18 protein-coding genes are annotated in these 17,971 nt (G+C 70.2%); 7 read left to right on the top strand and 11 right to left on the bottom strand.

The genetic code is table 11. From position 1 onward, the window contains the following. Positions 1-8: 8 nt before the first annotated feature. On the bottom strand, positions 9-368 hold the full coding sequence (locus ACFWWR_RS12675) for an NADH-quinone oxidoreductase subunit A (protein ID WP_007383963.1): 360 nt from the start codon (positions 366-368) through the stop codon (positions 9-11). A 745-nt stretch (positions 369-1,113) separates the two neighbouring features. On the opposite strand from ACFWWR_RS12675, the gene ACFWWR_RS12670 reads away from it, so the two are divergent. Both ACFWWR_RS12670 and def read left to right on the top strand, forming a co-directional pair. Next, entirely contained in the window at positions 1,114-1,923 is an 810-nt protein-coding gene (locus tag ACFWWR_RS12670) for a C40 family peptidase (RefSeq protein ID WP_383867700.1), read from the top strand. A gap of 201 nt (positions 1,924-2,124) precedes the next feature. Further along, a complete protein-coding gene (def, locus tag ACFWWR_RS12665; RefSeq protein ID WP_384303163.1) occupies positions 2,125-2,751 on the top strand; it encodes a peptide deformylase in 627 nt (208 codons plus the stop codon). A gap of 67 nt (positions 2,752-2,818) precedes the next feature. Here the strand turns inward: def and ACFWWR_RS12660 are convergent, their stop codons facing one another. Next, positions 2,819-4,108, bottom strand: coding sequence for a geranylgeranyl reductase family protein (locus ACFWWR_RS12660; RefSeq protein WP_383867704.1), 1,290 nt, complete (start codon positions 4,106-4,108; stop codon positions 2,819-2,821). 70 nt (positions 4,109-4,178) lie between these two features. On the opposite strand from ACFWWR_RS12660, the gene ACFWWR_RS12655 reads away from it, so the two are divergent. Continuing rightward, on the top strand, positions 4,179-4,736 hold the full coding sequence (locus tag ACFWWR_RS12655; protein WP_383867706.1) for a GNAT family N-acetyltransferase: 558 nt from the start codon (positions 4,179-4,181) through the stop codon (positions 4,734-4,736). Positions 4,737-4,818: 82 nt separating this feature from the next. After that, positions 4,819-5,172 (top strand): PASTA domain-containing protein, encoded by a 354-nt coding sequence (locus ACFWWR_RS12650; RefSeq protein ID WP_383867708.1) that lies wholly within the window; start codon positions 4,819-4,821, stop codon positions 5,170-5,172. Here ACFWWR_RS12650 and ACFWWR_RS12645 read toward each other — a convergent pair. From ACFWWR_RS12645 to ACFWWR_RS12630, 4 genes are read right to left on the bottom strand one after another with little or no spacing between them, the layout of a single operon-like run. Then, entirely contained in the window at positions 5,166-5,867 is a 702-nt protein-coding gene (locus tag ACFWWR_RS12645; protein ID WP_384303161.1) for a demethylmenaquinone methyltransferase, read from the bottom strand. The two genes, ACFWWR_RS12650 and ACFWWR_RS12645, sit on opposite strands and share 7 nt — an antisense overlap. Positions 5,868-5,902: 35 nt before the next feature. Continuing rightward, complete coding sequence (locus ACFWWR_RS12640) at positions 5,903-7,027, bottom strand: acyltransferase (RefSeq protein ID WP_384303159.1); 1,125 nt, start codon at positions 7,025-7,027, stop codon at positions 5,903-5,905. After that, positions 7,027-9,378, bottom strand: coding sequence for a bifunctional polysaccharide deacetylase/glycosyltransferase family 2 protein (locus tag ACFWWR_RS12635; RefSeq protein WP_383867713.1), 2,352 nt, complete (start codon positions 9,376-9,378; stop codon positions 7,027-7,029). Before ACFWWR_RS12635 ends, ACFWWR_RS12640 begins: the two co-directional genes overlap by 1 nt. A gap of 13 nt (positions 9,379-9,391) precedes the next feature. After that, positions 9,392-9,706 carry a hypothetical protein gene (locus tag ACFWWR_RS12630; RefSeq protein WP_383867715.1) on the bottom strand — a complete coding sequence of 105 codons (315 nt, stop codon included), beginning with the start codon at positions 9,704-9,706 and terminating at the stop codon, positions 9,392-9,394. A 410-nt stretch (positions 9,707-10,116) separates the two neighbouring features. On the opposite strand from ACFWWR_RS12630, the gene ACFWWR_RS12625 reads away from it, so the two are divergent. Continuing rightward, the gene (locus ACFWWR_RS12625) at positions 10,117-11,166 is read left to right on the top strand and encodes a chitinase (RefSeq protein ID WP_384303157.1); all 1,050 of its coding nucleotides are present in this window, start codon (positions 10,117-10,119) and stop codon (positions 11,164-11,166) included. 7 nt (positions 11,167-11,173) lie between these two features. On the opposite strand, the gene ACFWWR_RS12620 is transcribed toward ACFWWR_RS12625, so the two are convergent. From ACFWWR_RS12620 to ACFWWR_RS12600, 5 genes are all read right to left on the bottom strand, one after another. After that, positions 11,174-11,830: a hypothetical protein gene (locus ACFWWR_RS12620; protein ID WP_383867719.1), complete on the bottom strand. Its 657-nt coding sequence runs from the start codon at positions 11,828-11,830 to the stop codon at positions 11,174-11,176. Positions 11,831-11,837: 7 nt separating this feature from the next. After that, positions 11,838-13,037, bottom strand: coding sequence for a cyclic dehypoxanthinyl futalosine synthase (mqnC, locus tag ACFWWR_RS12615; protein WP_383867721.1), 1,200 nt, complete (start codon positions 13,035-13,037; stop codon positions 11,838-11,840). Positions 13,038-13,109: 72 nt separating this feature from the next. Beyond that, complete coding sequence (locus ACFWWR_RS12610; RefSeq protein WP_383867722.1) at positions 13,110-13,913, bottom strand: prepilin peptidase; 804 nt, start codon at positions 13,911-13,913, stop codon at positions 13,110-13,112. Further along, on the bottom strand, positions 13,910-15,604 hold the full coding sequence (locus tag ACFWWR_RS12605; RefSeq protein WP_383867724.1) for a serine/threonine-protein kinase: 1,695 nt from the start codon (positions 15,602-15,604) through the stop codon (positions 13,910-13,912). Before ACFWWR_RS12605 ends, ACFWWR_RS12610 begins: the two co-directional genes overlap by 4 nt. Before the next feature lie 63 nt (positions 15,605-15,667). Beyond that, the gene (locus ACFWWR_RS12600; RefSeq protein ID WP_383867726.1) at positions 15,668-16,516 is read right to left on the bottom strand and encodes a menaquinone biosynthetic enzyme MqnA/MqnD family protein; all 849 of its coding nucleotides are present in this window, start codon (positions 16,514-16,516) and stop codon (positions 15,668-15,670) included. A gap of 325 nt (positions 16,517-16,841) precedes the next feature. Between ACFWWR_RS12600 and ACFWWR_RS12595 the strand changes: the two genes are divergently transcribed. Both ACFWWR_RS12595 and ACFWWR_RS12590 read left to right on the top strand, forming a co-directional pair. Next, positions 16,842-17,045 carry a cold-shock protein gene (locus ACFWWR_RS12595; protein ID WP_003992177.1) on the top strand — a complete coding sequence of 68 codons (204 nt, stop codon included), beginning with the start codon at positions 16,842-16,844 and terminating at the stop codon, positions 17,043-17,045. Positions 17,046-17,199: 154 nt separating this feature from the next. Next, a complete protein-coding gene (locus ACFWWR_RS12590; RefSeq protein WP_383867728.1) occupies positions 17,200-17,859 on the top strand; it encodes a methyltransferase domain-containing protein in 660 nt (219 codons plus the stop codon). The last annotated feature ends 112 nt before the right edge of the window (positions 17,860-17,971 follow it).

The following is a 17,971-nucleotide window of genomic DNA, read 5'->3' as shown; positions in this document are numbered from 1 at the left end:
AAGGCCCCTCAGTCCCATTCCAGGCCGCCGCGCCGCCATACGTACGCGTACGCGACAAAGACGGTGAGCACGAAGAGCAGCATCTCCACGAGCCCGAAAACACCCAGGGCGTCGAAGGTGACGGCCCAGGGGTAGAGGAAGACGATCTCGATGTCGAAGACGATGAAGAGCATCGCCGTCAGGTAGTACTTGATGGGGAAGCGCCCGCCGCCGGCCGGCGTGGGGGTCGGCTCGATTCCGCACTCGTAGGCCTCGAGCTTGGCGCGGTTGTACCGCTTCGGACCGATCAGCGTGGCCATGACCACGGAGAAGATCGCAAAGCCTGCCCCGAGGGCTCCCAGTACGAGGATGGGCGCATACGCGTTCACCGCTCCTCGCTCCTCTCAGTCGGCACTGACTGCTGGCGATGGCACATCAGGCTCGCTGTGCCCCACAGGTCCCACGAGCCACGCTCATCCCGGCGAAGATCGCGAACATGTGAAGCAGGTCACAAGCCCAACTGCCTCGCATCCTATGCCTGCCGCTCTGTGATCTGCGACACGGGGTATTGCACAAGCTTTGTGATCTCCACCACCTGATGAAGGATCATGAAGTCGGATGAGCGTCGATCTTCGTACGAGAAGCGTCCGAGTGATCACGAGAGGTGACATTTCCGCTCGTCGGCGCAGGTCGAACGGTGAGTCTCAATATCAAGAGACTTCCCTTGCATGCAAATTGGTGCTGGACGATGCACCTTGGTAGAGGACCGCGTTCACACATCAGGGGGAGCCGCGATGCGCGATGTGGACACGTGCACACATTCACGAGTCCGGGCCGACGGATTCCGCACACCGGACGCACCCACACTCGTAACCGTTGCGTGACCTCCACCACATCCATGAGAAGCACCCGAGAAGCGGGGTTGGCCACCTGTCCCAACCAGTGGTAGGTGGCGGGCAATTCGGACGTAACAGCGAAAGAGCGTGATCACGGGCTTGATGACCCACGCCCGCAATGTCCGTTACGGCGTCAATAAAGAACCCCACGCCAGGTGTTCAGGGGGTCGATTGAACAACTGTGGCGCACCACACGTTTCTTGAAGGTATGGAGGAGCCCCTGATACCGGTTGTTCTCATGTCCCACACCGCTCACATACGCAGCCACCGGAAACCCCGCCGCAGCGCGTCGAAAATCGCGATGCGGGCCGGAGTTGCCGGTGGCGTTCTCAGCACCCTGGCAGTGGCCGGGGCGTCAGGTTCGGCGAACGCTGCCGAACCGGTGACGCAGACGCTCGAACTGCCCACCCTGACGGCCGACCTGGCCACGCAGGTCGCCGAGTCCGCCGACGCCACGCAGCAGGCGGCGGCGAACTACCAGCTGCAGGCCGAGCGTGACGCGGCCGCCGCAAAGGCCGCGAAGCAGGCCAAGGCGGACCTCGCGGAGGCGAAGAAGAAGGCCGAGGCCAAGAAGAAGGCCGCCGAGGAGGCCGCTCGCAAGGCCGCTGCCGAGCGCGCGTCCCGCACCACCGAGCGGGCCACCCTGTCCGCCTCGGCGAGCGCCAGCACGTCCACCAGCACGTCCACGGCCACCGGTTCGGCCGCCGCGGTCATCGCCTTCGTCAAGGCGCAGGTCGGCGACGCCTACGTCTCCGGCGGCACCGGCCCCAACTCGTGGGACTGCTCCGGCCTCGTCCAGGCCGCCTTCAACCAGATCGGCGTCAGCCTGCCGCGCGTCTCGCAGGACCAGTCGACCGCCGGCACCCAGGTCTCGCTCGACAACCTGCAGCCGGGCGACATCCTGTACTGGGGCAGCGCGGGCAGCGCATACCACGTGGCGGTCTACGTCGGCGACGGCATGTTCGTCGGCGCGCAGAACCCGTCCACGGGCGTCGCCGAGAAGCCGATGTCCTACGACCCGCCCACCGGAGCGGTGCGGGTGCTCTGACGCACGACCGTACGGAAGGGGCCGCAGCCGCTCGGGGGCAGCGGCCCCTTCCGGCTCGAAGCCCACCTCGTCGACGCGTCTCAGGTGCCTCCGAGCGCGAAGGCGACGCCGAGCCGGTCTGGCCGGTCCGGCCGGTCTGCTCCTGGGGCCGCTGTGCCTGTTCTGATGTCATGTGCTTCCGCACAAGACAGGAGCACAGTCATGCCCAGCGTTTTCGTCCAGGGGAAGCCCGTCGACTCGTACCCCCCGCTCTCTCCCGAGGCCCGGCGCGGGTCGGTCCGGCGTATCACCGAGGTGGGTGAGGAGGTTCTGCACAAGCCGTGCCGGGACGTGACCGAGTTCGGTCCCGATCTCGCCGCGCTCATCGCCGACATGTTCCTGACGATGTACGTCGCCGACGGCGCGGGACTTGCCGCGAACCAGGTCGGCGTCGATCTGCGGCTGTTCGTCTACGACTGCCCGGACGACGACGGTGTCCGGCATGTCGGGCACATCGTCAACCCGGTGCTGGAGCCGCTCGACCCGGCCGGACGCCGGCTGCTCGACGAGAACGAGGGGTGCCTGTCGGTGCCCGGCGCCGTGATGGACGTACCGCGTCCGGACCTGGCCGTCGTGCGCGGGCTCGACAAGGGCGGCGAGCCGCTCGCCATCGAGGGCACGGGGTACTTCGCCCGCTGCCTGGCGCACGAGACCGACCATGTGAACGGGCACGTGTATCTCGACCGGCTGACCGAGCGGGAGCGGAAGGACGCGCTGCGGCAGGTGGCGGACCGGCGCGACGAGGTCTTCGCCCGCCGGGCCGCCAACATCGAGGCGCTCGGCGGGTAGTCGCACCCCGCCTCAGCGCTCTGCCCACCGGCGGGTAAACCCTCGGCAGGCCCTCGTCACGCCCTCGTCACGCCTTCGGCGCCACCTTGCTCAGACCGTTGATGATGCGGTCCATGGCGTCGCCGCCCGTCGGGTCGGTGAGGTTCGCGAGCATCTTCAGCGTGAACTTCATGAGCAGCGGGTGCGTCAGGCCGCGCTGGGCCGCGATCTTCATGACCTTCGGGTTGCCGATGAGCTTCACGAAGGCGCGGCCCAGCGTGTAGTAGCCGCCGTAGGTGTCCTTGAGGATCCGCGGGTAGCGCTGCAGGGCCAGTTCGCGCCCCGCGGGAGTCGAGCGGGCCTGCGCCTGGACGATGACGTCGGCGGCGATCTGGCCGGACTCCATGGCGTAGGCGATGCCCTCGCCGTTGAAGGGGTTGACCAGGCCGCCGGCGTCGCCGACCAGGAGCAGCCCCTTGGTGTAGTGCGGTTGGCGGTTGAAGGCCATGGGGAGCGCGGCACCGCGGATGGGGCCGGTCATGTTGTCCGGCGTGTAGCCCCAGTCCTCCGGCATCGACGCGCACCAGGCCTTCAGGACCTCGCGCCAGTCGAGTTCCTTGAAGGACTCCGAGGTGTTGAGGACGCCGAGGCCGACGTTCGAGGTGCCGTCGCCCATGCCGAAGATCCAGCCGTAGCCGGGCAGCAGCCGGTCTTCGGCCCCGCGCCGGTCCCACAGTTCCAGCCAGGACTCCAGGTAGTCGTCCTCGTGGCGCGGCGAGGTGAAGTACGTACGGACCGCGACGCCCATCGGGCGGTCCTCGCGGCGGTGCAGGCCCATCGCCAGCGAGAGCCGGGTCGAGTTGCCGTCGGCGGCGACGACGAGCGGCGCATGGAAGGTGACCTCCCGCTTCTCCCCGGTGTCACCGAGCTTGGCGTGCACGCCGGTGATGCGGCCGGTGCGGTCGTCGAGGATGGGCGCGCCCACGTTGCAGCGTTCGTACAGCCGCGCGCCCGCCTTCTGCGCCTGGCGCGCGAGCTGCTCGTCGAAGTCGTCGCGCTTGCGGACGAGGCCGTAGTCCGGGAAGGAGGCGAGATCCGGCCAGTCGAGCTGGAGGCGGACGCCGCCGCCGATGATGCGCAGGCCCTTGTTGCGCAGCCAGCCGGCCTCCTCCGAGATGTCGATGCCCATGGCGACGAGCTGCTTGGTGGCGCGCGGGGTGAGTCCGTCGCCGCAGACCTTCTCGCGCGGGAACTCGGTCTTCTCCAGCAGGAGTACGTCGAGCCCGGCCTTGGCGAGGTGGTAGGCGGTGGTGGAGCCGGCTGGCCCCGCGCCGACGACGATCACATCGGCGGTGTTTTCGGAGAGGGGCTCGGTCACGGCGGGATCTCCCCAAGTTCGGAATCTGCGTGCCGACGGGCACTGGACATGGGCAGTCTATTCAGCAGAATTGATCACCCGGCTGAAGGGCTGCCCAGTGAACCGAGCTCTCCCCGTAGTACGGCTGCGTGTCCCCACCGACGAGGACGCCGTGGCCTGGCACCGGACCTTCGCCCACCCGGACGTCATGGAGTTCCACGGCGGCAAGCCCGCGGAGCTGTCCGTCTACGAGGAGCTCACCGCCCGCCAGCGCCGGCACGACGCCGAGCGCGGGTACTGCCTGTGGACCATGCTCGACGAGTCCGGGCAGGTCATCGGCTTCACGGGCGCCCAGCCGTGGGAGCGGACCTGGGGGCCGACGGGCGAGATCGAGATCGGCTGGCGGCTCGGGCGCGAGCAGTGGGGCCGGGGATACGCCACCGCGGCCGCGCGGATGACGCTGGAGCGGCTGCGTGCGGCGGGAGTGCCGAGCGTGGTCGCCATGGTCGACGCACGCAACCTCCGGTCCGTCGCGGTCACCCGGCGGCTGGGCATGCGCCTCGCCGAGGTGTTCCGGACGCCGACGTCGGAGCGGGAAGGGCACTGCTACCGGCTCGACCTGGAGACGGTCGCTGATAACGGACAGTAACCGACTGTCACAGAATGCCACTTCGCGCTTCCGGGCGGTACGCGGCCGGGTTACCCTGCCAGTACCGCTGGGGGTGACATCTGTGCGTATAACACCCAATTCGCCCGAGGTGCGGGTGCCGAAGCTGGTCGGCCTGATGGCCGTCGACGCGCGCGAGGCGGCCGAGACGGACGGCGTTCTCCTCGCCGCTCCCGACCGGCCCGACTTCCGTCGCACGGTCGTGGAGTACGTCGTACGGCAATACCCACCACCCGGCGTCGCGGTGCCGCGCGGGGCCGTGGTCACCGTGTGGTTCGACTTCGGCGAGGGCGAGGGCGGCGGCGGCGCGGGCGTGCACGAGCCCCGCATACCGCGCCCGGGCGGCGGCGGTATGCAGCGCGAACTGGACGAGCCGGGAGATCCCTTCGCCGTGGCCGGGTTCAGCTCGCCCTACTGAGCGCTCGCCTTGAAGCCCCGGTGCAGCGCCACGATCCCACCGCTCAGGTTCCGCCAGGCCACCTTCGACCAGCCGGCCTTCTGCAGGCGCTCGGCCAGCGCGGGCTGGTCGGGCCAGGCGCGGATGGACTCGGCGAGGTAGACGTAGGCGTCCGGGTTGGACGACACCGCGCGCGCGACCGGCGGCAGGGCACGCATCAGGTACTCGGTGTACACGGTGCGGAAGGGCGCCCAGGTCGGGTGCGAGAACTCGCAGATCACGACCCGGCCGCCGGGCTTGGTCACCCGGTACATCTCGCGCAGGGCCGAGTCGGTGTCCTGCACGTTGCGCAGCCCGAAGGAGATGGTGACGGCGTCGAAGGTGTCGTCCTTGAAGGGCAGCTTCGTCGCGTCGCCCGCGGTGAACGGCAGCCAGGTGTGCTTGCGCTTGCCGACCTGGAGCATGCCGAGGGAGAAGTCGCAGGGGACGACGTACGCGCCCGTGCGGGCGAAGGGCAGCGAGGACGTGGCCGTGCCGGCGGCCAGGTCCAGGACCTTCTGCGCGGGCCGGGCGTCGACGGCCTTGGCGACCTCTCTGCGCCACACCCGGTCCTGGCCGAGCGAGAGCACGTCGTTCGTCAGGTCGTACCGTTCCGCCACGTCGTCGAACATCGAGGCGACTTCGTGCGGCTGCTTGTTCAGGGAAGCGCGGGTCACGGGGCCATTGTTGCAGTACGTCCCCCCGCGCCCGCTCAGGGGAGCAGTCGCGCCTTCTTCCTCGCCGCCACGTCCTCCACCCATCCGCACAACAGGACGAACCCCGCGATCAGGACCCAGCCGACGCCGAACATGAACCACTGGCTCTCCAGCGGCAGGTACGTCTCGAACGCCGGCACCTTCCAGAACTGGTCGATCAGCGGGACCGCCAGGATCAGCGCGATCTCGTGCCAGAGATAGATCGTCACCGCGCGCGCGTTGAAGACGGTCACGACCCTGTCCAGCCGCCGGAGGCGGGTCAGCCCGGCGAAGTCGATCCGGAAGCGGGCCTTGGCCCACATCAGGAGCAGCACGAAACCGGCCGACCAGAAGGCCTGCGCGAGGGGGATCTCGTCGAGGTCGTACGTGCCGAACTCGGCCTGGTGGCCGAGGGCGTACCAGCCGCCGTACCCCAGCGCGGCGAGCGACAGGGCGACGACCACGGCCGGCTTCATCCGCTGCAGTACGCCGTCGCGGTGGGCGAAGCCGAGGATCCAGCAGAAGAGGTACGTCGACAGGTCCCACAGCGCGCTGCCGAACCGGTTGTCCGGACCGGCCCACCCGAAGGTCAGGACCAGGATCGGGCACAGGGACAGCAGCAGCACCGGGACGGGGGCGAGCCGGAAGACCTTCAGCAGGAGCGGGGAGAGCAGGACGAACCACAGGTACGTGCGCAGGTACCAGAGGATCTCCCAGGCCTGTACACCCCACTCGTTGCCCGGCGGGTCGCCGAGCGGGACGATCCAGTAGACGATCTGCCATCCCGGCATCCAGCCGTGGACCAGCATCGCGACGACCACGAAGAGGCCCCAGAACCAGAACGGGGGCAGGAGGCGGCGCAGCCGGCTCCTCACCACCTGGAACGCGGGGCGCTCCAGGGACTTCGCCATCAGCGTGCCGGCCAGACCGAACATGATCCCCATGGAGGGGAAGACCAGACCGCACCAGGCCAATCCGAAGGTGTGGTAGGTGACGACGCGGATCAGGGCGACGGCCCGCAGGGTGTCGAAGTAGCGGTCGCGGCCGGCCGCCCCCGGCCGGGCGGCGGAATCGACCCGCGGCAGCGGGGCCGTGTCCGCGACCGGAACCGCCCGCACCGCGCCCTTGCTGTGCGCGCCCATCAGCTCGCCCCCGCCGGGGTCCCGACCTCACCGGTCCGCTTCAGCTTCTGCCAGCGCAGGCGGCCACCGGTGAGGGCGGTGATGCAGGAGTGGATGAGGACGAGGTACATCATCTGGCGGTAGGCCAGCTGTTGCAGCGGCATCATCAGCAGGTAGCGGCACTTCTCGCGGTCGAGGCGGAAGGCGTACCCCGCGCAGAACAGCTGGACGCCCAGCACCGCGAACCAGGCCAGCAGCGCCGCCTGGAAGTCGACGAAGATCATCGAGTAGACGGTGAACACGTCGATGAGCGGGGCGAAGACCGGCGTGACGATCTGGAAGATGACCACCAGCGGCATGCCGACCCGGCCGAAGCGGCCCGAGGGGCCCTTGTCGGTGAGGGACTTGCGGTGCTTCCAGAGCGCCTGCATCGTGCCGTAGGACCAGCGGTAGCGCTGCGACCACAGCTGCTTCAGGGAACCCGGTGCCTCGGTCCAGGCGCGTGCGTGCTCCTGGTAGACGACCCGCCAGCCCTCGCGGTGCATGGCGATGGTGATGTCGGTGTCCTCGGCGAGGGTGTCCTCGCTCATGCCGCCGACCTGGAGGACCGCCTCGCGGCGGAAGGCGCCGATGGCGCCGGGGATGGTCGGCATGCAGCGCAGCAGGTCGTACATGCGGCGGTCGAGGTTGAAGCCCATCACGTACTCGATGTGCTGCCAGGCGCCGATGACCGTGTCGCGGTTGCCGACCTTGGCGTTGCCGGCGACCGCGCCCACCTCGGGGTCGGCGAACGGCTGCACGAGCTGTCGTACGGTGTCGGCCTCGAAGACCGTGTCGCCGTCCATCATCACGACGATGTCGTGACTGGCGCTGCGCACACCGTTGTTGAGGGCGGCCGGTTTGCCCGCGTTCTCCTGGCGGATGACCCGGACGTTGCTCATGCCGAGCGACTCGGCCGCGCTGCGCGCGATCTCGGAGGTGCCGTCCGTCGAGCCGTCGTCCACGACGATGACCTCGATGGGATGGGTGCTCTGCGCCAGCGACTCGAGGGTGTTGGCGATGCACTCCTTCTCGTTGTACGCCGGGACGATCACGCTCACCGGGCGGGTGACCGGCGCTCCCCAGCTGAAGCGGCGTTTGTTGCGCTGCCGGTAGTGGCTGCGGGCCAGGATCAGCATCATGCCGAAGCGGCCGATGACGGCCACGCCCACGACGACCAGTCCGACGGACAGCGTCGGCACGGTCCACTCGGCGACGGCGACCGCCACGATGAGGGCCTTGCCCTCGTAGAGGGTCGCGCCGGTGGCCTCGCGGTGGGCGGCCTGGAGCCGGTCCGCGGCCGAGCCCCGGGGTCCGGCCTGGCCCTCCGTCTGCCCGTTCGGCACCCCGCCGGGCTGCTCGGAACCGGCCGCCTCCGAAGCGCCCGCAGTCCCCGAAGCCTCCGAAGCCCTCGACGCGGCCGGAGTCCCGGCGGCCCCCGCGGCGCCCCCGTTCTGCTGTTCCATGACACCGCTGATGGTGGTGAAGGTGTACCCCTTCGCCTGCATCTTCTCGATGTACGTCGGCAGCGCCTTGATCGTCTGTTCGCGCTCGCCGCCCGCGTCGTGCATCAGCACCGACGCCCCGTCCGTCCCCGATGGCGTGGCCCACTTGACGATCTTCGAGACGCCCGGCTTCTTCCAGTCGTCGCTGTCGGTGTCGACGAAGACGCTGGTGTAGCCGTCCGCGCCGAGCGCCTTGTAGACGGGCCAGCTGTAGTTGTCGATGGCGTCCGTCTCCGAGGAGTACGGCGCCCGGAACAGCGTGGTCGTGATGCCGGCCGCGCCCGCGAGCGCCAGCTGCGTCTGCTCCATCTCGCGCCGGATGCGGGCGTCGCTCTGGTAGGAGAGGTCGACGTGGGTGAAGGTGTGGATCCCCACCTCGTTGCCCTGCTCGACCATGTCCTTCACGATGCCGGGGTAGCGCGAGACCATCGAGCCGACCACGAAGAACGTGGCGGGGATGTCGTACTTCTCCAGGATCTCCAGGACCCGGGGCGTGTACGCCGGGTTCGGGCCGTCGTCGAAGGTGAGCGCGATCGTCTTGTCCGGCACGGACAGCGTGGTGGCCTGTCCACCCCGGAAGCTGACGATGGGCCCGCCGTTGAGGATCTTGTCCGGCACCTTGCTGGCGCTGGCCCCGTCGCGCACGCGCTGGTCGCCGCCGACCTCGGCGCGCAGATAGCCGTCGAGCAGCATGATGCTGGTCAGTGCGAGCAGGAGCAGCAGGGCGAGGATGACCCGCGGTTTCTGCAGCGCCGCGGCCTTGCCCGCCGCCCGTTCGATGCGGGAGGGGGCACGCCGGCGGCCGCGTGAGGGCGTCGTCGAAGTCATGGCTGCGTCCCGGTCAGTTCGTGGTGGTGGGGGTGGCCGTGGCGGTGGCCGTGCTCGTGGGCGGCGCGGACGGCGTGCCGCCGGGCTGAACGCCGTTGCCGAGGCCGCCCTGCGGGGCGTAACCGGCGGGGCCGTTGCCGCCCTGGCCGCCCGGCCCGGCGCCGCCGCCTCCTCCGCCGAAGGGCACCAGCGAGGACGGGTTGATCGAGGTGCCGATGCCCATGAAGGCCATGCCCAGTACGACGGCGTACCCGAAGCAGACGACACCGACCAGGAGGCCGATCCGGCGCAGCAGCTTGGACCGGCGTCCGGAGTTGTCAACGAACACGGGACCCTCTTCGGACCCGTTGCCGCGTTTGCGGCGGCGACCGCGCACAGCGGCGGCAGGTGCGACAGCGGCGCGGTTATCGATGGCAGGCTCGGAATGCATTCCCCGGACATTAGGAGGCCTTTATGTGTTCTAAACTCGGACTTGCTTGTGAGAGAACCATGAGAGACCCGGAAACCTGTCCTTTCCCTGAGAGATTCCCGGAACGGCTGCGCAACTCAGACCGGAAAGAAAGGAGTTGAATGCCCGAATTACGTGTCCGTCAAGCACCCTTTGACCATCTCTGCCCGTGAAGCGCCTGTGCGGTTCCGTGTCCGCCCGAAGCTCAGCTCCGTGTGAGACATTTCCACTCCGGAAACGCGCCTTGTTTCCGTCCTGAGACAGAAGTCACGAGAGCGGGAGCCCACTCAATGCGGAGTTTGCTGAAGCCGGCGGCCGGGCTCACCTGCCTGTTTGCCCTGGCCACCGCGGGGTGCTCCGCGGGATCCGACGACACCTCGGACGCGGCGCCCGCCGCACCGGAACGGTCGGGCGCGTCCCCCACTGCCTCCGCCACCGAGGAGGCCGGGTCGAGCACCGCGTACGCCCCCTACGTGAGCGCCACGACCGCCTCCGGCAACGACTCGGTGGGTTCCCCGGCGACGTACAACCTGGCCTTCGTGATCTCCGGCGGCAGCGACTGCACGCCGAAGTGGAACGGGACGGACGCCATCGGCGACGCGGCGGTGAAGTCCCGGACATCGCAGCTCAAGAAGGACGGCGCCACGGTCCGCGTCTCGTTCGGCGGCGCCTCCGGCAAGGAACTGGCGGCGACCTGCGACAGCGCGTCCGAACTGGCCGAGGCGTACGGCAAGGCGCTGGACGCGGCCGGCTCGGCCCAGGCCGACTTCGACATCGAGGGCGACGAACTCACCGACGCCGACTCGGTCGCCCTGCGCTCCGAGGCGATCGCGGCGTTGCAGGAGGAACGCACCGACCTCCAGGTCTCCTTCACGCTCCCGGTCATGCCGTCCGGCCTCGACGACGACAGCCTCGCCCTCCTGCGGTCGGCCAACGAGCACGACGTACAGGTCTCCACCGTCAACCTCATGACGATGAACTACGGCGAGTCGTACGGGGGTGACATGGGCGACTACGCACTCACCTCCGCGAGGGCCGCCCACGGCCAGCTCAAGGACGTGTTCGGACTCGCGGACGCGGCCGCCTGGCAGGGCATGGCGCTGACGTCGATGATCGGCGTCAACGACGTGCCCAACGAGACGTTCACGCTCTCCGACGCCGCCCAGGTGCGGTCGTTCGCGGAGGAGAAGGAGATCGCCTGGGTGTCGATGTGGTCGACGTTCCGGGACCAGCAGTGCGAGGACGACAACGCCGAGCGGAACGACGCGTTGACCGACTGCAGTGGGGTGGAGCAGAGCTCGGGGGCGTTCGCCAGGGCGTTCGCGGGCCGAGCGGGCTGAGCGGGCGCTATCTGCGCCGGTGCACCAGGCGTCCGCCGACGACCGTCGCCACGCAGGTGACGGCTCCGCGTTCGGTGAGCGCGGCCTCGTCCGGGACGTCGAAGACGGCGAAGGTCGCGTCCGCCCCGGCGAGCGGTGACAACGGCGTGAGGATCGCCTCGGCGAGTTTCCGCCCGGCCAGCGGGTCGAGCGAAGGCGGACCCGCCGGTGGCGCGAAGCGCTGCTCGACGCTCACCCCCGCCCGGTGCACGGCGTCGACCACCGCGGGCCGCCACAGGTCCCCCGCCACCGCGACGGTCCCGTGCGCGAGCATGCGCTGCACCCCGCGCCGCGCGCTCGCCCCACGGCGGGCGTCGGTCAGGGCGCCGGTCTCGACGAGCGCCGCGAGCGCGTCCCCGGTCAGCGGCTCGACGCCCAGCTCGTCGGCCTCGCGCGGATCGGGATGGTAGGCCAGCTCCAGCAGCTCGGGCCCGTACGGATTCAGCAGTCCCGGCGTGAGCAGCCCCGGCCAGCGCCGCACCCGGGCGGTCGGACGAGCGGCGGCCAGTTCCTCGTACGGGCCGACGGCCGCGATCACGCGGCCGTCCACCAGCACCGCGCCGTCCGGCACGGAGGGCCGCCGGTCCCCGAAGACCAGGAGATCGGCGGTGTGGATCGTCAGCACTGGGGCCCTAGTTGGACGCCAGCAGCTTCAGCTCCGGATGAGCCGTGCCGCCCGCGATCGCCGTGGAGGAGATGTGGGACATCACGCGCTCGTCGACGGGGTCGTTCGCCGGGTCGTCGTGGACGACGAGGTGCTCGTACGTCGTCGCCCGCTGGGCCGGGACCCGCCCCGCCTTGCGGATCAGGTCGATGATCTCCATCCGGTTGGAGCGGTGCTTGGCGCCGGCGGAGGAGACGACGTTCTCCTCCAGCATGATCGAGCCGAGGTCGTCGGCCCCGTAGTGCAGCGACAGTTGGCCGACCTCCTTGCCGGTGGTCAGCCACGAGCCCTGGATGTGGGCGATGTTGTCCATGAACAGCCGTGCGATGGCGATCATCCGCAGGTACTCGAAGAGCGTGGCCTGCGTGCGGCCCTTCAGGTGGTTGTTCTCGGGCTGGTAGGTGTACGGGATGAAGGCGCGGAAGCCGCCCGTCCGGTCCTGTACGTCACGGATCATCCGCAGGTGCTCGATGCGCTCGGCGTTGGTCTCGCCGGTTCCCATCAGCATCGTGGAGGTGGACTCCACGCCCAGCCCGTGCGCGGTCTCCATGATCTCCAGCCAGCGCTCGCCTGACTCCTTCAGCGGGGCGATCGCCTTGCGCGGACGCTCGGGCAGCAGCTCGGCACCGGCGCCGGCGAAGGAGTCGAGACCGGCCGCGTGGATCCGCGTGATGGCCTCCTCCACACTCACCTTGGAGATCCGCGCCATGTGCTCGACCTCGCTCGCCCCCAGGCTGTGGATGACCAGCTGCGGGAAGGCCTGCTTGATGGCGGAGAAGTGCTCCTCGTAGTACTCGACGCCGTAGTCCGGGTGGTGACCGCCCTGGAACATGATCTGCGTCCCGCCGAGCTCGACGGTCTCCGCGCACCGCCGCAGGATGTCGTCCAGGTCGCGGGTCCAGCCCTTGGCCGCGTCCTTGGGGGCCGCGTAGAAGGCGCAGAACTTGCACGCCGTGACGCACACGTTCGTGTAGTTGATGTTGCGCTCGATGATGTACGTCGCGATGTGCTCGGTCCCCGCGTACCTACGCCGCCGTACGGTGTCGGCGGCGGCGCCCAGCGCGTGCAGCGGGGCGTCGCGGTAGAGGAGGAGCGCCTCCTCGGGGGTGATGCGCCCACCTTCGGCGGCACGGTCGAGGACGGACTGAAGGTCGGCCTTCTCGGTCACCGGGGGCGTCCCTTTCGTAAGGGGTGAGGACGGTCCGAACCAGCCTACGCCAGCCCATTTCCGCCGGGGACTTCAGGCCGCGTACGCACCCATCAGCAGCCCGAGGTACGCGCCCGCGATCAGGAACGGCCCGAACGGGATGGCCGTCCGGCGCCCGGCCCGCCGCGCCACCACGAGCGCACCGCCGTACAGCGCCCCCGACAGGAACCCGGCGAAGGTGCCGAGCAGCACGGTCCCCCAGCCGTACCACCCGAGCACGGCCCCCGTTCCGAGCGCGAGCTTCACATCGCCGAAGCCCATGCCACCGGGGTTGACCAGCCACAGCACGAGGTAACCGGCGCCGAGCGCGAGCGCGCCCAGCGCGGCGTGCGGCCAGTTCCCGGCGTGCTCGGGCACCAGCGCGACCAGCCCGAGCAGCACCAGCGCCGCGCCGGCCAGCGGCAGCGTCAGCACGTCGGGCAGTCGCTGCACCCGGAAGTCGACGACGGCCAACAGCACCCCCACGGGCGCGAGCAGCAGCCAGACGGCGAGCTCGGGCCGGGTGTCGGTGGCGGCGGCGAGGCCGGCACAGAGGAGGGCGGTGACGAGAGCGAGGACGGGGGCGCGGGGGCCGTACGTGCCCTGCGCGGACCTCTTCGTCACGACCGTCCCGTCGCCCGCCGCCACGGCCCCGCCCGCGCACTCCCCGCACCGCGCCCGCCCGAGCCACCCCCGGATCGGATGCCCCCCGGGACACCGCTCCCGCCAGGGCTCCTCCGCGGGCACCGAGAACCGGTAGGCGGCGCGGGGCACCAGCGCTCCCGTCACCGCGCCCCACACGGCGGCGAAGGCGATCAACAGAAGGGACGGATCAGGCAGACCGGACAGACCCGTCATCCTCGCTCGACCTTCGACAACCGTGCCTGCGGCCGCCCCGACTCCTCGCTGTCCGAGTCGTACCGCAGGTCGTCGCCGACCGGCGAGATCCGGACCGTGTGGGCGGCCTGGCTGCACACGCCCCGGTTCGACTCGGCACCGACGGCGGTCGCCACGATCTGCCTGTTCGTCACCCTCTTCAGGGTCAGTACGTCGTCGCAGACACCGCCGAGCACATCGGTGTGCCGCAGGGTGCCCAGCTTCTCGCCCACGTCGGCCTTCTCGACGGTCAGCCGGAAGGTCCCCATGGGAAGCGCGCCGTCGAGTGCGGCGGCCTGCCCCTCCCAGGTACCGACGTAACGGACCGGCACCGCCACCTCGTCGCTGTCGGCGCTCGCGCTCGGCGCCGAGGAGTGGGAGCCGCTGTCGGAGTCCCCCGCGGCACTGGGGCTGTTGTTGTCCGGCAACAGGTCGAACACCAGCACCGATCCGACGGTCACCGCCGCCAGCGCCCCCGCGACAGCGAGAGCCACCGTGCAGCTGAGCCGGCGCCCTCGGCCGGTGCCCACCGGGGCCGCCGTAGCGGAAAGGGAGACGGAGAGCTTGCCGGGACCACGGTCGGAGGGTGCCGCGTCCTGCGGCTCGGGCTCGCGCGAGTCCCGGGGGCCGGGGACGGACGCGGGCGTCCTCTCCGCAGCCGCAGCCGGAGCCGCAGCCGGAGCCGGACTCATGACCGGTGGCGGCCCGAACTCCCCGAGCACCGGCGCCGCCTGTGAGGTCCTGCTGAACTCCACCGGCCCGGACGTCACCTCCTGTGCCGTCTCCAGGTTCAGCAGCCGTACGGCCCCCCGGCTGACCTGCTCCACCAGCGCCCCCGGCAGCCACCCGCCCGCGACCAGTCGCGCAGCGCCCTCCGGTGCCAGCTTCCGGGCCACTTCCGCGGGGGTCGGCCGCTCCTTCGGCTCCTTGGCCAGGCAGGCCTCCACCAGCGGCCGCAGGTCGCCGTCGAGGGAGTCGAGTTCGGGCGGCTCGTGGACCACCCGGTAGAGCAGGGCCGCCGAGGAGTCGCCGCGGAAGGGCGCCTCCCCGGTCGCCGCGTACGCCAGCACCGCGCCCAGCGAGAAGACGTCCGCCGCTCCGGTCGCCCCGTTGCCCAGGATCTGCTCGGGCGACATGTATCCGGGCGAGCCGATCGAGACGCCGCTGGACGTCAGGGAGGCCGTACCGTCCGTGGCCCGCGCGATACCGAAGTCGATCAGCAGTGGGCCGTCCAGCGTGAGCAGCACGTTCGACGGCTTCACGTCGCGGTGCACCAGCCCCAGTTCGTGCACCGCCGTGAGCGCTTCCGCGAGCCCCGCTCCCAGCGCCCGTACCGAATGCGCGGGCAGCGCGCCCCCGTCCGCGACCGCCGCCGACAACGACGGGCCCGCCGCGTAGGCGGTCGCCACCCACGGCACCGCGGCCTGCGGGTCCGCGTCCAGGACCGGCGCGGTCCAGGCGCCGCCGACCCGGCGCGCCGCGTCGACCTCGCGGCGGAAGCGGGCGCGGAACTCCTCGTCCAGGGCGAAGTGCGGGTGCACGATCTTCACCGCGACCGTGCGGCCCCCGGCGCTGCGGCCGAGGTAGACCCGGCCCATACCGCCGGAGCCGAGCCGGCCGAGCAGCCGGTAGGGCCCCACGACCGTGGGTTCGTCGACTCCGAGCGGCTGCATGGCGTCACTCCTCCCCCGTACGCCTCACGTCCTGAGCAGCGTAGTCCTGAAGTCCGCCGGGGCTCAGGGCTGCAGCAGAGCGACCCTCACATCCGCGGGGAAACCGGTCGTCGGCCCCACCCGGCGGGCGAACTCGGCGACCGCCGAGAGCTGCGGGCCGCCGAAGCGGAAGTCGAGGGTCGTGAAGTAGCGCTCCAGGACCTCTTCGTCGAAGGACTCCCAGCGGGCCGCCTGCTCGGCGACCTTGCCGACCTCCTCCAGGGAGAGGTTGCGGGAGGCGAGGAAGGCCTGGTGCACCTTGCGGGTGATGGCCGGCTCGCGCTCCAGGTAGTCCCGGCGGGCCGCCCACACCGCGAAGACGAACGGCAGCCCCGTCCACTCCTTCCACAGCGCACCGAGGTCGTGCACCTCGAGCCCGTACTTCGGCCCGTCGAGCAGGTTCGCCCGCAGTGCCGCGTCTCCGATGAGTACGGCCGCCTCGGCCTCCTGCATCATCAGGCTGAGGTCGGGCGGGCAGGTGTAGTAGTCGGGCCGTACGCCGTAACGGTCCGACAGGAGGAGCTGGGCCAGGCGTACGGAGGTGCGCGAGGTCGAGCCGAGCGCGACCCGGGCGCCGTCCAGCTCGTCGAGCGGGACCTTCGAGACGATCACGCAGGACATCACCGGCCCGTCGCAGCCCACCGCGATGTCCGGGAAGGCGACCAGGTCGTCCGCGTTCTTCAGGAACTCGACCAGCGTGATGGGCCCGATGTCGAGGTCTCCCCGCACCAGCTGCTCGCTGAGCTTCTCCGGGGTGTCCTTGGTCAGCTCGAAGTCGAGGAGCGTGCCGGTTCTCGCGAGCCCCCAGTACAGGGGCAGGCAGTTGAGGAACTGGATGTGGCCGACGCGCGGCCGGGTGCGAGAAATGTCCACATCGCGAGACTAGACCCCATGGGGTAGCGTGCAGGGCCCGGGTGCGGCTCGGACGTGGCCTACACCCCACTTCACCCCTTCCTGTCAACCCCGACACGGACCCTTCCAACGTCCGGGTGACGTGATCTTGACCTCTATTGCATTCGGCTGCCTGCATGCTAGGCTCGCCGCAAGTTGCAGTTTGGTTTCCCTTGCAGTACAGAGCCTGCGGAGCATGTGACCGCGGGCTCTAGTCGTTTTCAGACGTATGCAGTTGTGCGGCATTTTTGTTTTCACACTTGCAGGGTTCTGGAGCAGGGCAACCCTTTGGGCCCAAGGAGGGCTTATGGCTACCGGAACCGTGAAGTGGTTCAACGCCGAAAAGGGCTTTGGCTTCATCGCCCAAGAAGGCGGCGGCCCCGACGTCTTCGTCCACTACTCCGCGATCAACGCGAGCGGCTTCCGCTCGCTGGAGGAGAACCAGCAGGTTTCCTTCGACGTGACCCAGGGCCCGAAGGGCCCGCAGGCGGAGAACGTCACCCCTGTCTGAGTTCATGAGCCCAAAGCTCTGATCCGGAATCGACAGCAGTACCCAAGGAGCCCCGCGCCGCAAGGCGACGGGGCTCCTGCCTTTGCCCACCCAGCTCAGCTGTGCCGCATCACAGCCAGTCGACTGTCAGTGGCCGCCACTAGGGTCTCCGCCCATGACCGACGCCGATTTCCTGACCACCACCCGCACCTTCTACGACACCGTGGCCGAGGACTACCACACCCGCTTCCGGGACGTGCTCGCGAAGACGCCGTTGGACCGGGCCGTGCTCGCCGGGTTCGCCGAACTCGTCGGACCCGGCGGTGAGGTGGCGGACCTGGGATGCGGGCCCGGGGGCGTGACCGCGCACCTCGCCTCGCTCGGCCTGTCCGTGTTCGGGCTCGACCTGTCGGAGTCGATGCTGGCGATCGCCCGCCGGGAGAACCCCGGCCTGCGTTTCGAGCAGGGCTCGATGCTCGAGCTGGGGCTCGCCGACGGGGCGCTCGCGGGGGTCGTGTCCTGGTACTCGTCCATCCACACCCCGGTGGACCGGCTGCCCGGCCTCTTCGCCGAGTTCCACCGCGTGCTGGCACCCGGCGGCCACCTGCTCGTCGCCTTCCAGGTCGGCGACGAGACCCGGCACCACGACCGTCCCTTCGGCCACCGGGTGTCGCTGGGCTTCCAGCGCAGGCGGCCGGAGGCCATCGCCGAACTGCTGTCGGCGGCCGGCTTCGCCCTCGTCTCGCGGACGGTGCGCGAGCCGGACGAAGCGCTCGGGGAGCCGACCCCGCAGGCGTCCCTGATCGCCCGGAAGCCGCCGCGGGCCGCCGGCTAGGCCGGCCGGCGGATCAGGCCGCAGGAAATCGGCGGCTCCACATCGACGCACGTGAGCGGGGCCGGGTGCGTCGAGCGACGACACCGCGGGGCGGCGCCGGGCCCCGCGTCTG

The sequence above is a fragment of the Streptomyces sp. NPDC058678 genome, from assembly GCF_042714835.1.
GTDB lineage: Bacteria > Actinomycetota > Actinomycetes > Streptomycetales > Streptomycetaceae > Streptomyces.
This window is presented reverse-complemented; position numbering and strand designations above follow the sequence as displayed.

Excerpts from the sequence above, each read along its gene's own strand:
- ACFWWR_RS12640 (WP_384303159.1), bottom strand. The coding sequence starts at position 7,027 with ATGGGCGCGCACAGCAAGGGCGCGGTGCGGGCGGTTCCGGTCGCGGAC.
- ACFWWR_RS12635 (WP_383867713.1), bottom strand. The coding sequence starts at position 9,378 with ATGACTTCGACGACGCCCTCACGCGGCCGCCGGCGTGCCCCCTCCCGC.
- ACFWWR_RS12670 (WP_383867700.1), top strand. The coding sequence starts at position 1,114 with ATGTCCCACACCGCTCACATACGCAGCCACCGGAAACCCCGCCGCAGC.
- ACFWWR_RS12590 (WP_383867728.1), top strand. The coding sequence starts at position 17,200 with ATGACCGACGCCGATTTCCTGACCACCACCCGCACCTTCTACGACACC.
- ACFWWR_RS12595 (WP_003992177.1), top strand. The coding sequence starts at position 16,842 with ATGGCTACCGGAACCGTGAAGTGGTTCAACGCCGAAAAGGGCTTTGGC.
- ACFWWR_RS12610 (WP_383867722.1), bottom strand. The coding sequence starts at position 13,913 with ATGACGGGTCTGTCCGGTCTGCCTGATCCGTCCCTTCTGTTGATCGCC.
- ACFWWR_RS12625 (WP_384303157.1), top strand. The coding sequence starts at position 10,117 with ATGCGGAGTTTGCTGAAGCCGGCGGCCGGGCTCACCTGCCTGTTTGCC.
- def (WP_384303163.1), top strand. The coding sequence starts at position 2,125 with ATGCCCAGCGTTTTCGTCCAGGGGAAGCCCGTCGACTCGTACCCCCCG.
- ACFWWR_RS12605 (WP_383867724.1), bottom strand. The coding sequence starts at position 15,604 with ATGCAGCCGCTCGGAGTCGACGAACCCACGGTCGTGGGGCCCTACCGG.